12 protein-coding genes are annotated in these 12303 nt (G+C 65.3%); 4 read left to right on the top strand and 8 right to left on the bottom strand.

Annotated elements, in window-relative coordinates:
• From QHC78_RS13785 to purB, 4 genes are all read right to left on the bottom strand, one after another.
• On the bottom strand, positions 1 to 1032 hold the full coding sequence (locus QHC78_RS13785; protein WP_319745437.1) for a TauD/TfdA family dioxygenase: 1032 nt from the start codon (positions 1030 to 1032) through the stop codon (positions 1 to 3).
• A 36-nt stretch (positions 1033 to 1068) separates the two neighbouring features.
• The gene (locus QHC78_RS13780) at positions 1069 to 2127 is read right to left on the bottom strand and encodes a 2,5-dihydroxypyridine 5,6-dioxygenase NicX family protein (RefSeq protein ID WP_319745435.1); all 1059 of its coding nucleotides are present in this window, start codon (positions 2125 to 2127) and stop codon (positions 1069 to 1071) included.
• A gap of 393 nt (positions 2128 to 2520) precedes the next feature.
• Complete coding sequence (locus tag QHC78_RS13775; RefSeq protein WP_319745433.1) at positions 2521 to 2979, bottom strand: c-type cytochrome; 459 nt, start codon at positions 2977 to 2979, stop codon at positions 2521 to 2523.
• Between the two features lie 142 nt (positions 2980 to 3121).
• Positions 3122 to 4507, bottom strand: a complete 1386-nt coding sequence (gene purB, locus QHC78_RS13770; protein ID WP_319745431.1) for an adenylosuccinate lyase — start codon at positions 4505 to 4507, stop codon at positions 3122 to 3124.
• A gap of 129 nt (positions 4508 to 4636) precedes the next feature.
• On the opposite strand from purB, the gene QHC78_RS13765 reads away from it, so the two are divergent.
• Positions 4637 to 5251 (top strand): glutathione S-transferase C-terminal domain-containing protein, encoded by a 615-nt coding sequence (locus QHC78_RS13765; protein ID WP_319745429.1) that lies wholly within the window; start codon positions 4637 to 4639, stop codon positions 5249 to 5251.
• Between the two features lie 136 nt (positions 5252 to 5387).
• Positions 5388 to 7016 carry an FMN-binding glutamate synthase family protein gene (locus QHC78_RS13760; protein WP_319745632.1) on the top strand — a complete coding sequence of 543 codons (1629 nt, stop codon included), beginning with the start codon at positions 5388 to 5390 and terminating at the stop codon, positions 7014 to 7016.
• 4 nt (positions 7017 to 7020) lie between these two features.
• On the opposite strand, the gene QHC78_RS13755 is transcribed toward QHC78_RS13760, so the two are convergent.
• A complete protein-coding gene (locus QHC78_RS13755; RefSeq protein WP_319745427.1) occupies positions 7021 to 7761 on the bottom strand; it encodes an SDR family oxidoreductase in 741 nt (246 codons plus the stop codon).
• Between the two features lie 111 nt (positions 7762 to 7872).
• Here QHC78_RS13755 and QHC78_RS13750 point away from each other — a divergent pair, with 111 nt between their 5' ends.
• Positions 7873 to 8793 carry a LysR family transcriptional regulator gene (locus tag QHC78_RS13750; protein ID WP_319745425.1) on the top strand — a complete coding sequence of 307 codons (921 nt, stop codon included), beginning with the start codon at positions 7873 to 7875 and terminating at the stop codon, positions 8791 to 8793.
• A 93-nt stretch (positions 8794 to 8886) separates the two neighbouring features.
• Here QHC78_RS13750 and QHC78_RS13745 read toward each other — a convergent pair whose 3' ends face one another.
• A complete protein-coding gene (locus QHC78_RS13745) occupies positions 8887 to 9750 on the bottom strand; it encodes a fumarylacetoacetate hydrolase family protein (protein ID WP_319745423.1) in 864 nt (287 codons plus the stop codon).
• Between the two features lie 186 nt (positions 9751 to 9936).
• On the opposite strand from QHC78_RS13745, the gene QHC78_RS13740 reads away from it, so the two are divergent.
• On the top strand, positions 9937 to 10644 hold the full coding sequence (locus tag QHC78_RS13740; protein ID WP_319745421.1) for a GntR family transcriptional regulator: 708 nt from the start codon (positions 9937 to 9939) through the stop codon (positions 10642 to 10644).
• 45 nt (positions 10645 to 10689) lie between these two features.
• Here the strand turns inward: QHC78_RS13740 and mnmA are convergent, their stop codons facing one another.
• Positions 10690 to 11811, bottom strand: coding sequence for a tRNA 2-thiouridine(34) synthase MnmA (gene mnmA, locus QHC78_RS13735; RefSeq protein WP_319745419.1), 1122 nt, complete (start codon positions 11809 to 11811; stop codon positions 10690 to 10692).
• Positions 11798 to 12298 carry an NUDIX hydrolase gene (locus tag QHC78_RS13730; protein WP_319745417.1) on the bottom strand — a complete coding sequence of 167 codons (501 nt, stop codon included), beginning with the start codon at positions 12296 to 12298 and terminating at the stop codon, positions 11798 to 11800. The genes mnmA and QHC78_RS13730 overlap by 14 nt, the downstream gene beginning before the upstream one ends.
• Positions 12299 to 12303: the final 5 nt, after the last annotated feature.

The following is a 12303-nucleotide window of genomic DNA, read 5'->3' as shown; positions in this document are numbered from 1 at the left end:
TCACTTCGCCGTGCCAGCCTGTAGTGCAAAGAGATCTTTATAGAGTTTGGCGAACAGGTGCAGCTCGGGCAACACCGGCCGCATCGGCGCGTTGTTCAGCCACAGGCGCAGCAGGTCGCGCTTGTGGCGCTCGGAGTCTTCGAACTCGGTACGGGCATGCACCAATACGTAGTTGTTGACGAACATGATCTCGCCCGGATCGAGCATGAACTCGATGCGGAACCGTTCGTCGCGCGCCAGCCGCTCGAAGAGGTCCGCCCCTTCGGCAAAAGCCGGATCCAGCGGTTCGCCGCTCTGGCGGACCGCCTCGTTGCTGTTCTGCCGCGAGAAGAACACGCTGACCTTGCCGTCGACACAGGAAAACAACGGCACCTTCTCGGGGGTGGGGCCAAGGCTGGTGCCGCGCGCATCCAGCGTCGCATAGTGCGTGCCCTCGTAAAGCGCGGGCAACAGGTCGGGCCGCGTACCAAGGATCTCGTTGTGAATGGCGAGCGCGCTGGCGGCATGGCTGAAACCGCCGCTCTCGGAACGGTCCAGGCACATCAGCCCGAGGATGGCGTAGGCGTCGGTATGCGGAGACAGTTCCGCGGAGCTTCGATAGCCACGCTCGGTGGGGTGCGCCTTGTCCTGGGTGACGTGGGTGATCTGGTCGCCCTGCTTGTTCTGCACGGCTGCATCGCCCATGTGGGTGCCCAGCGCCCAGAAAATACGCTCGCACTCTTCATTGCTGTACGCGGCGCGATCGATGCCGTGGACGACGATCAGGCCGCGGCCGTCGGCCAGCTCCGCCTCCACGTCGCGGGCCAGCGCCTCGAACACGGGATCGGCGGCATGCTTGCGTTCGATCGACTGGACCGGCATGTGCGCGATGCCGCGCAGCACACGGTCGATAGCGGCGCGCTGTTCCGGGGACAGTGTCAAGGTCAGCTGGCGCTTGGGGTCGCTGCCCAGCGAAGCGCTGGTCCAGGCAGCGGGGTGGTCGATGATGTCCCGGTAGATGGGATTGCGATGTTCCATTGCGGCGTCACTCATGGCCCATGGCCAAATCGGATGAAGAAGAACCCGCGCCTAGGTGGGGCTGAGCGTCGGGATGAAATTGCCGGCGAAGCGGGCGGCCTGCTCCGAGACGGCCGGCCAGACGATCCTGCCGTCCTCGACCACGCATCGTCCATCGATCCACATGGACTGCATCGGCAGCACGCCGTCGGGATGGTTCTCGCCGCCGCCGGGCTTCCACCACGGAATGCCCAGCCCGATCGCGTTGCTGCCGGTCACGCGGATGTCTTCGATGAACGACCGCCCGCCCAGCCGCGCCGCCGGGTGGAAACCGATGGACAAATGGATGATCGAGCCGTATTCGCCCCGGGCCGCACGCCGCAGCGCCCGCTCCATCGGCATGTAGTCGGTGCGTCCGCCCTTGACCGCGACGATGCGCCGGTCGATCTCGAGCTCGACCGGTTCATCCAGTTCAGTGTAGTACTCGTGATAGGCGAAATCGAACCGGACCTTCCCGCGCACGCTGTCGTCCTCGGGATAGATCACGGCGGAGCCGGGCGGGGTGTAGAGGCCGGGCTCGTCGATGCGGCGCAGTTTCCGGGTCGCCGGCTTGCCGATCACGAACTCGAAGTCGGTACCGTTCGCGCTGGTGACGCGGCCGGGCTTGCCGACGCTGGCAGTCACCAACTCGTCGAGCGCGACCTGCAACGTGAACAGTTCGTCGAGATCGACGAAGCCGAACAGGCGGGTGATGCCCGCGGGCGTCAGGTCCGCCAGCTCGAGGCACCGGGTGCGGCGCGTCTCAAGCGCGGCGTTGTAGACCTTGGATCCGGCCAGGTAAGGGAACGTCATGTCGAACCAGACGTCGCTGTTGGCGACGGCGGCGACGGTGACGTCGGACAGGTAGGGGTCGGCCAGGGAGCCCTGGAAAGGCAGCTGCGGCACGGTCAGGATGACCGGCTTGGCGCCCGCGGCGGACGCCGCCAGGTACAAGGCGCGCACGGCCTGCTGGTCATGCGCGGAATCGGTCGTGATCACCACCGATTCGCCCCGCTTCACGCACATGTAGTCGCGCACGATTCTGTCGCAGGCGTAAGCCAGCGCGCTTTCGTCGCAGTGATCTTCGGTCATTGCTTATTGATCCTGGTGAGGGGATACGCTTCGCAAAAATTGCGCCAAAGCCCTTCAGCTTAAGCAGCTGGCATGACAGCGTCAATGCGTAATGTCGCCCGGCCGGCCTCGGCGTACGTCGATGCGGCACTGGCCGCCCCCAGGAGGAACGGCGATCGAACCGGCCTTCCGGTCCCGCCGGGAACGGGTGGCGCAACCCTTCCGGCACAATCCGCTCGTGTCCGCGTCAAGAAGTATAGGCGCGCCAGAAGAGTAGTTTCTTTCTTTTCATCCAGCGAGCGCGGGCCAATTTAGAATTATTTTCCCGCCTCCGCCCAATATCGCGAATGACTTTTCCTTCCGTAGGGGAAGGCTTCGGCGGGCGGAACCATCGCCCGCGCCGCCGTTGCCCGCTTAGCGGTTGCGGAAGTTATCGTGGCAAGCCTTGCAACTCGCCCCCACCGCGCCATAAGCCGCCCTGACCTGGGCGAGGTCGCCGGTCTCGGCCGCCGCCACCAGCTTGGCGACATCCCCCTCCAGGCGCTCGGATGCCTGCTTGAACTTGGCATTGTCCGACCAGACGGCCGGACGGGCGCCCTTGCTCTCGGTGCCCGGAGCGAATGCGCTCCAGGGCAGCTTGGACATCATGGATACGATGGCTACGTCGGCCCGCACCTGGGCGGCATCGTAAGGCTGCTGGCCGCGCACCACGGGCGCAATACGCCCGAAGTGGTTGGACATGACAGTCAGTACCGATTGACGGTACTTGACGGCGTCTTCAGGCTTGTCGAACTGCGCCGCAGCAGTGGCAGGCAGCAGCATAGGCGCTGCGGCCACACAGGCTACGGCCAGGGCGCGCAATACTCTCTCCATCGGGGACTCCTGAGTGGAACGGGTAAGGAAGGAACAGCCTACGAACAATCAACCAGGCGGCAGGGCCGCCGACGCGGCAGCCTTGCCAACGACTACGAGACGCGGGACGGGCGCAAAGTTCCGCCACGGCCCGGCGGGCGCCTCAGCGCGGGTCCAGCTCGCGGGCGAGCTTGGCGGCGAGCCCGATATAGGTGCGCGGCGTCATGGCCAGCAGCCGGGCCTTGGGTTCGTCCGGCAACTCCAGGCCTTCGATGAACTCGCGCAAGGCTTCTTCGCTGATGCCCTTGCCGCGGGTCAGCGCCTTGAGCCGTTCATAGGGCTGCGGCAGGCCGTAGCGGCGCATGACGGTCTGCACCGGCTCGGCCAGGACCTCCCAGCACTCGTCCAGGTCGGCATCGATGGCCGCGGTGTTGATCTCGAGCTTGTCCAGTCCGCGCAGGCAGGCGTCGTAGGCCACGAGGCAATAGCCAAACGCCACGCCCAGGTTGCGCAGCACCGTCGAATCGGTCAGATCGCGCTGCCAGCGGGAGATCGGAAGCTTGTCGGCCAGGTGGCGCAGCGTGGCATTGGCCAGCCCGAGGTTGCCTTCGGAGTTTTCGAAGTCGATCGGGTTGACCTTGTGCGGCATGGTGGACGAGCCGATCTCGCCTTCCCTGAGCCGCTGCTTGAAATACCCCAGCGCGATGTAGCCCCAGATGTCGCGGTTGACGTCGAGCAGAATGACATTAGCGCGCGCCACGGCGTCGAACAGGCTGGCCATCCAGTCATGCGGCTCGATCTGGATGGTATGGCGGTTCTGGGTCAGGCCGAGCCCGGCGAGCACCTTGGCGCTGAAGGCTTCCCAGTCGACTTCGGGGTAGGCCGACAGGTGGGCGTTGTAGTTGCCCGTGGCGCCGTTGAGCTTGGCGAGCGGCTCGATACGCTGGATCTCTGCCAAGGCGCGGCCCAGGCGGGCAGCCATGTTGGCGAACTCCTTGCCCATCGTGGTGGGACTGGCGGGCTGCCCATGCGTGCGCGACAGGAGCGGCTGGTCGGCGTGCTCGGCCGCCAGCGCAGCCAGCTTGTCGTATACCTTGCGCAGGGCCGGCAGCAGGGCTTCGTCCCGGGCGGCGCGCAGCATCAGCGCATGCGACGTATTATTGATGTCTTCCGACGTGCACGCGAAGTGGATGAACTCGGCCGCGGCGGACAGCTCGGCATTGCCTGCCACCTTTTCCTTCAGCCAGTACTCGACCGCCTTGACGTCGTGGTTGGTCGTACGCTCGATTTCCTTGATGCGGGCAGCATCTTCTTCCGAGAAATCCGCCACCAGTTGCTGCAGCCGGTCGCGCGCCTGGGACGAAAACGCCTTCAGCTCGGGCAGGCCGGCGTCGGACAGCGCGATCAGCCACGCGACTTCGACCTGCACCCGGTGATGCATGAAGCCGGCTTCGGACAAAAGCGGGCGCAGGGGCGCGCCGCGGCTGGCATAGCGGCCGTCCAGCGGCGACAATGCATTGAGAGGGGTGAGCTGGTCGGAAGTTTTCATAAGCGCTTGAAAGTAAAAAGAAATTGTAGCATCGCACCGTCTCCCGGGCCGCTCGCGATGGTATACTCCGCGACCCATGCCTCGCCCGCCGGCCGGCACCGATTTTAGAGCCCCGTCCGGCTTTCATCTATGAAACTCATCGGCTCGTTGGCCAGCCCCTTCGTCCGCAAAGTCCGCATCGTGCTGGCTGAAAAAAAGCTCGACTATCAGTTCGAACTGGAAGACGTCTGGGCCGAAGACACCCGCATCCAGGACTCCAATCCGCTGGGCAAGGTGCCCTGCCTGATCATGGAAGACGGCGGCGCGGTCTTCGATTCCCGGGTGATTGCCGAATACCTGGACACCATTACCCCGGTGTGCCGCCTGCTGCCGTCCTCGGGGCGCGACCGCGCCGAGGTCAAGTGCTGGGAAGCCCTCGCCGACGGCTTGATGGAAGCAGCCGTGCTGATCCGTGCCGAACATACCCAGCGGCCCGAGGAACTGCGCAGCGCCCGCTGGATCGCCCGCCAGCAAGGCAAGATCGATGCCGCGCTGGAAGCCATGGACACCGGACTGGCCGAAAAACCGTTCTGCGCCGGGAACACATATACCCTGGCCGACGTCGCCACCGGCTGTGCGCTGAGCTACCTCGACTTCCGCTACCCCGAACAGGACTGGCGCGGGCGCCATCCCAACCTGGCCCGGCTGCTCGACAAGCTCTCCCAGCGCCAGTCGTTCATCGACACCGACCCCCGCAAGGCGTAGGCAGCGCGCCGCCTCACCAGCGCCGCAGCGCTATGCGGTGCCCGGCGGGACAGGACCGGCGGCCTGGCGGCAAGCACGCACCATGGCGGTGCTCCCGCTGCTATGCTTGACCGCGTTTTTGTCGCAAGGAGTCATGATGTCCTGGTTTGCCGCGCGATACACCGCCCTGTGGCTGGCCGTGCTGGGTACGGCCGGGTTCGGCCTGCTCGCCATGGACGAAACCGTGTGGATCGTACCGGCGCTGTTGTGCGGCGCGCTGGCGGCGCTGGGCGTGTTCGACGTGCTCCAGACGCGGCACGCCATCCGCCGCAACTACCCCATCCTGGGCAACCTGCGCTTCCTGTTCGAATCCGTCCGCCCCGAACTGCGCCAGTACTTCTTCGAGGACGACACCAAGGCAACGCCTTTTTCGCGCAGCCAGCGCTCCATCGTCTACCAGCGGGCCAAGCAGGACATCGACAAGCGCCCCTTCGGCACCCTCGAGGATGTCTACGAGCGCCGCTACGAGTGGATCAACCACTCGATGGCCCCCGTCCACATCGAGAACTTCGATTTCCGCGTGACCGTGGGCGGCCCCGACTGCACCCGGCCTTATAGCGCCTCGGTATTCAACATCTCGGCCATGAGCTTCGGCGCCCTGTCCGCCAATGCCGTGCTGGCGCTCAACGCCGGAGCGCGCAAGGGCAACTTCGCCCACGACACGGGCGAAGGAGGGATCAGCCGCTATCACCGGACACCGGGGGGCGACCTGATCTGGAACATCGGCTCGGGCTACTTCGGCTGCCGCGATGCCGACGGCAACTTCAGCGACGAGGCCTTTGTCGCCAACGCCACCTCGCCGCAAGTCCGCATGATAGAGATCAAGCTGTCCCAAGGTGCCAAGCCGGGACACGGCGGCATCCTGCCGGGCGCCAAGGTTACCCCCGAAATCGCCGAGGCGCGCGGCGTGCTGGTAGGCGTGGACTGCAATTCGCCCTCACGGCACGGCGCCTTTTCCACCCCTATCGGACTGATGCAGTTCGTGGCGCGCCTGCGCAAGCTCTCCGGCGGCAAGCCCGTCGGCTTCAAGCTCTGCATCGGCCACCCCTGGGAGTGGTTCGCGATCGTCAAGGCCATGCTGCAGACGGGCATCACGCCCGACTTTATCGTGGTCGATGGCGCCGAGGGCGGAACAGGCGCGGCCCCGGTCGAATTTACCGACCACGTCGGGGTACCGCTGCAGGACGGACTGTTACTGGTCCACAACACCTTGGTCGGCGTCGACCTGCGGGACAAAATACGCATCGGCGCGTCGGGCAAGATCATCACGGCCTTCGACATCGCGCGCACGCTTGCCATGGGCGCCGACTGGTGCAACAGCGCCCGCGGCTTCATGTTCTCGCTCGGATGCATACAGGCGCAGGCCTGCCATACGGACACCTGCCCGACCGGCGTCACGACGCAGGACCCGCTGCGGCAACGGGCGCTGGTGGTGCCCGACAAGGCGGAACGGGTCTACAACTTCCACCGCAACACCATGCGGGCGCTGAGCGAGCTGGTGTCGGCGGCGGGATTGGACCACCCCTCCAAGCTCAGCCCCGAACATATCGTGCGGCGGATCTCAGGCAATGAAGTCAAGCTGCTCGCCAGCCTATTCCCGGCTCTCAAGCGGGGCGAACTGCTGGCGGACACGCCTTCGTACGCGGTCTACCGGAAGTACTGGCCGATGGCGCAGGCCGAATCGTTCGAGGCCATGCTGCCCCAAACCGAGGCCAGCGCCGCTTGATGCGTCAGGCATAGCCGCCGTTGGCGCGCAGCACCTGGGCATTGACCCACTGCCCGTCCGGGCCGGCAAGGAACGACACCACGCCGGCGATATCCTCGGGCGTGCCCAGCCGCTCGAGCGGCGCCAGCTTGCTCATGTAGTCGATCTGCTCTTGGCTCTTGCCCTTGAAGAACAGCTCCGTACCCACCGGGCCTGGCGCCACCGCATTGACCGTAATGCCCCGGCCGCGCAGCTCGTTGGCAAGCACGCGCACCAGGCCTTCCACGCCGGCCTTCGATGCAATGTAGGGCCCGTACGCCGGGAACGACTTGGCAATCACGCTGGTGGACAAGGCGATGATGCGACCGCCTTCGGCGACATGGGCCGCGGCTTGGCCCAGGACCAGGAAGGCGCCGCGCAGGTTGGTGGCGATCACCTTGTCGAAATCGGCCAGGCCGCTTTCGGCGATCGGGGCCATGGGCATGATTCCCGCACTATTGACCACCACGTCGATGCGGCCCAGTTCGCGCTTGGCGGCGGCGAACAGTTCAGCCACCTGCTCCGGCTGGCTGACGTCGCCCTGGATGGCCATGGCACGGCCGCCGGCGGCCTCGATGTCCGCCACCGTTTGCTGGGCGGCGGCCGCATTGCCGGCATAGTTGACGACGACCGCAAAGCCATCGGCCGCAAGGCGCTTGGAGATGGCTTGCCCGATGCCGCGAGAGCCGCCGGTGACGAGAGCCACACAAGAGATGTTCGTATTCATGGAAATGCTCCGTTGAAGAGGGATACCGTGGGGATCATTCTGCGTGTTTATGCTGGGGAAATAAATAAGGCAAAATTGGCAACGGAATTCAGTTTTCGACAATAATCGCCTATGGACCGACTCGACGCCCTACAGCTTTTCACCCGCATCGTGGAGCTGGGCAGCTTCAGCCGCGCGGCGGCGGCCCTGGATATCCCGCGCGCCACGGCGACGCATGCGATCAAGGAACTGGAAGGCAGGCTGGGCGCGAGGCTTTTGGAGCGCACGACCCGCCACGTGCGCCCGACCCTGGACGGCCAGGCGTTTTACGAACGCTGCGTCCATGTGCTGAGCGAACTGGACGATGCGGAATCCTCGTTGCGCCACCTGGCCTCCAACCCGCGCGGCATCCTGCGGGTGGATCTGCACGGCACCCACGCCACGGAAATCGTGCTGCCGCGCATCGACGAATTCCGGGGCCTCTATCCGGGCCTGGACCTGGTCGTCACCGGAGGCGATCGGCTGGTGGACTTGGTGCGGGAAGGCGTGGATTGCGTCGTGCGTGCAGGCAAGGCGCGCGACTCGTCTCTGGTGGCCAAGCGGCTGGCCGTCCTGCCGCAGATTATTTGTGCCAGTCCCGACTACCTGGCCCGCTTCGGCACGCCCCGGCATCCGGATGAGCTGCCGGCACACCAGGCCGTGAAATTCTTTTCCAGCAGCGGGTCGGTTGCTTACCCGCTCGAGCTGTTCGTGGATGGCCAGCTGCGCGAATTCACGCTGGGCGGCTGGATATCGGTCAACGATGCCGAGAATTACGTGGTGTGCGGGCGGCGCGGCTGCGGACTGATCCAGCTCCCGCGCTTCCACATAGAAGAGGACTTGCGCACGGGGCGCCTGGTCGAGGTACTCGGTGCCTGGGCGAGCCCGCCGCTCCCGCTTTCCGCGATGTACCCGTCGCACCGGCAGCTCTCGCCTAGGGTCCGGGTGTTCATCGATTGGGTAGCCCGGCTGTACGAGGAAAAATTCGGCCCTCCCCCGGTTCGCGCGGCCTGAGGCGGCTGCCGCGCATCCGGGGCGGCTCGACGAAAAAAGCGCGCCGAAGCGCGCTTTTCATTTGGCCCGGGCCTATCGAGCGCCGAGGCTTCCTCAGGCGGCCTCGGCCTGCACCGGATTGCGCAGCAGACCGACCTTTTCGATCTCGATCTCGACCACGTCGCCCGGCTTCATCCAGACCTGCGGATTGCGGGCCTGCCCCACGCCAGCCGGCGTGCCCATCACGATCACGTCGCCCGGCTCCAGCGTCAGCACTTCGGTGAGCAGCTCGATCGTCTCGGGCACATCGAAGATCATGTCGCTGGTATTGGCGTCCTGCATCACCTGGCCGTTCAGGCGGCACTTGATGGACAGGCCCCGGGCGGCCGGCGGCAGCTCGTCGGCGGTTACCAGGGTGGGACCAAAGCCGCCCGTGGCGTCGAAGTTCTTGCCGATGGTCCACTGGGGCGTACGCTTCTGGTAGTCGCGCACGGAGATGTCGTTGAAGCAGGCATAGCCGAAGACCAGGTCGAGCGCCTGGTCGCGCTTGACGTGCCGGCCTGCCTTGCCGATCACCACGGCGAGCTCGGCTTCGTAGTCGAACTTGTCGGACACCCGCGGACGCAAGGTGGGTTCGCCGTGCGCCAGCAGCGACGTCGCGCCGCGGAAGAAGAACCAGGGGTACTCGGGCTTGTCGCGCCCGCCTTCTTTGGCGTGGTCGAAGTAGTTCAGGCCGAGGCAGATGATCTTGCCCGGACGCGGCACGACCGGCGCGTAGGCCAGGGTATCGAGGGGCAGCCGCGGCGCCGACGACGCGATCGCAGCTTTGGCGGCCGCTTGCAGATCCACGCCTGCCTGCAGGGCAGCCCCCAGGTCGGCCGGCACCTGAGGCTGCGCCTGGTTCAGGTCGATGACGCCGTCGTCGGCCAGCACGCCCAGGCGCACGGCGCCATCTTTGCGGAAACTCACGAATTTCATCTCAGACTCCGGAAATGGAAAGTAAGGGGGGTTCGCTCCTTCGGTGTCGCCATTTTTATATATATTTTCTGGAATGGCAATTTTTTATACATTTTCAGCCTGGCACGCGGAATTTATACACTTTCGGCTAAAATTCGAGCAGGGCGCCCCCGCCCACCGTCCGATTCGGGCCTTCCGGGAGTCTTCGTGGCCAAATCCGCCGTCCCCCCCTCCGATCATGGCACCGTCATGCCTACCATGGCGACCACGCTGTACGATCGCATGCGCGCCGACCTGCTGGCGGGCCGCCTGCTGCCTCCCGGCCGCAAGCTGCAGATCGAATTCCTGAGCCATCACTACGGCGCCGGGCAAACCCCCGTACGCGAAGCCCTGAACCGGCTGACGGCCGACGGGCTGGTGGAACAGCGGGACCAGCGCGGATTTGCCGTGGCGGCGGTCAGCCCGGCCGATTTGGTCGAAATCACCAATACCCGTTGCTGGCTGGAAGAAATCGCGCTGCGCAAATCGATGGCGTCCGGCTCGGCCCAATGGGAAGAAGAGCTTGTGCTGGCTTTCCATCGCCTGACGAAAACGCAGCGGTCGCTACATCCGGACCGCTTCGAGGCCAATCCGGAATGGGAACAGCGCCACCGCGCGTTTCACCGCGCACTGATAGGCGGCTGCGGCTCGCGCTGGCTCATCGGTTTCTGCGAACAGCTGGCCGACCAGCTATACCGCTATCGCCAGCTCTCGGTACAGAAGATTTTCCCGGACCGCCCCATCCAGCAAGAGCACGAAGCACTGATGGAAGCCATCACGGCCGGCGACGCCGACCTGGCGGTATCGCTATTGACCGAGCACTACCAGAAAACCGCCCGCATCGTGCTGGAGGATCCTGATGCATTCGGCGATTGATGGGCGAACCGGCTTGCCCGGCCCGTTTCGTCGGCTGGTTTTCCCTTAACGCGCCGCGGGCGACGTAATGATGCCGCCGCCCAGGCACACTTCGCCGTCATACAGCACGGCGGACTGCCCCGGCGTCACGGCCCATTGGGGCTCTGGGAAGGCCAGCTCGAAATCCTCGCCCGCGGCGGCCAATGTGCAGGGGGCATCGGGCTGGCGATAACGCGTCTTCGCGCCATAGGCGCCGGCAGCCGGCGGCTCGCCCGCTACCCAGGAAGCCTGCTGCGCGCTCAACCCGTCGCTCAGCAGCCAGGGATGATCGTGGCCTTGCACCACGTACAGCGTATTGGACGCGAGATCCTTCCTGGCCACGTACCAGGCATCGGCCGTGCCGTCTTCTTGCTGGCGCCCCTTCACGCCCCCTATGCCCAGGCCCTTGCGCTGCCCCAGGGTATAGAAGGACAAGCCTACATGCTGGCCCAGGGGCTGCCCTTCCGGCGTACGTATGGGGCCGGGCTGCGTCGGCAGATAGCGGTTCAGGAATTCGCGGAACGGCCGCTCGCCTATGAAGCAGATGCCGGTGGAATCCTTCTTGGCCGCATTCGAGAGGCCCAGCTCATGAGCGATGCGGCGCACTTCGGTCTTGCGGATTTCGCCCAGCGGGAACACGGTGCGCGAGAGCTGCTGCTGATTCAGCCTGTGCAGGAAATAACTCTGGTCCTTGGTGTGGTCCAGGGCTTTGAGCAGCTGGTATTGCCCCGCATGGGGGCCGGACTCCACCCGGCGTACGCGCGCATAGTGACCGGTGGCGATGTGCTCGGCGCCCATGCGCATCGCATGGTCCAGGAAGGCCTTGAACTTGATCTCGGCGTTGCACAGCACATCGGGATTGGGCGTGCGGCCGGCCGAATATTCCCGCAAGAATTCGGCGAACACGCGGTCCTTGTATTCGGCCGCGAAGTTCACCGCCTCGATATCGATGCCGATGACATCCGCCACGCTGGCGGCGTCCAGCCAATCCTGGCGGGTCGAGCAGTATTCGGAATCGTCGTCGTCCTCCCAGTTCTTCATGAACAGGCCGACCACTTCGTAGCCCTGCTGTTTCAGCAGCCACGCGCTGACCGACGAATCCACGCCGCCGGACATGCCCACTACGATGCGTCCCTTACTGCTTGCCATGATGATGCGTTTTTTCCACGATTGCTGAATGAGTGTATAAGGCGTCCAGCGGCAGCCAGGGCCGCCCCGACGCTCGCGCGCGCAGATAGTCGTCCACGCAGCGCATGACCAGCGGACTGCGATGCTCGGCCTGCCGGGCGCGCAATTCGTCGGCGGAGATCCAGAACGCACGGAGGATGCCTTCGTCCAGCCGCCTGCCGGCAACCGGCTCGGCCACCGTCCCGACGAAGGCAAACCGCAGGAAGGTCGATGCCGCATCCGCCTCGGGACGCCACAAGTACGTTCCCAACAGCCCTTCGGGCTCGAAGGGATGCGCGGTTTCTTCCAGGGTTTCGCGGCGAGCCGCTTGCTCGAGGGACTCGCCGGCTTCCAGATGCCCGGCCGGCTGGTTCAGCCTGACGCCGTCGGCAGTCTCTTCTTCAATGATGAGAAACCGTCCGCCCCGTTCGATCACGGCAGCGACGGTCACACGGGGGCTCCAGACCATGGATG

Origin of the sequence: Pigmentiphaga sp. (genome assembly GCF_033795525.1) — a bacterium.
Lineage (GTDB): Bacteria > Pseudomonadota > Gammaproteobacteria > Burkholderiales > Burkholderiaceae_B > Pigmentiphaga.
Note: the sequence above shows the minus strand (reverse complement) of the source record. Positions and strands in the feature narration are given on the sequence as shown.

Coding starts and splice junctions, on each gene's coding strand:
- QHC78_RS13785 (WP_319745437.1), bottom strand. CDS start 1,032: ATGAGTGACGCCGCAATGGAACATCGCAATCCCATCTACCGGGACATC.
- QHC78_RS13780 (WP_319745435.1), bottom strand. CDS start 2,127: ATGACCGAAGATCACTGCGACGAAAGCGCGCTGGCTTACGCCTGCGAC.
- QHC78_RS13775 (WP_319745433.1), bottom strand. CDS start 2,979: ATGGAGAGAGTATTGCGCGCCCTGGCCGTAGCCTGTGTGGCCGCAGCG.
- purB (WP_319745431.1), bottom strand. CDS start 4,507: ATGAAAACTTCCGACCAGCTCACCCCTCTCAATGCATTGTCGCCGCTG.
- QHC78_RS13765 (WP_319745429.1), top strand. CDS start 4,637: ATGAAACTCATCGGCTCGTTGGCCAGCCCCTTCGTCCGCAAAGTCCGC.
- QHC78_RS13760 (WP_319745632.1), top strand. CDS start 5,388: ATGTCCTGGTTTGCCGCGCGATACACCGCCCTGTGGCTGGCCGTGCTG.
- QHC78_RS13755 (WP_319745427.1), bottom strand. CDS start 7,761: ATGAATACGAACATCTCTTGTGTGGCTCTCGTCACCGGCGGCTCTCGC.
- QHC78_RS13750 (WP_319745425.1), top strand. CDS start 7,873: ATGGACCGACTCGACGCCCTACAGCTTTTCACCCGCATCGTGGAGCTG.
- QHC78_RS13745 (WP_319745423.1), bottom strand. CDS start 9,750: ATGAAATTCGTGAGTTTCCGCAAAGATGGCGCCGTGCGCCTGGGCGTG.
- mnmA (WP_319745419.1), bottom strand. CDS start 11,811: ATGGCAAGCAGTAAGGGACGCATCGTAGTGGGCATGTCCGGCGGCGTG.
- QHC78_RS13730 (WP_319745417.1), bottom strand. CDS start 12,298: ATGGTCTGGAGCCCCCGTGTGACCGTCGCTGCCGTGATCGAACGGGGC.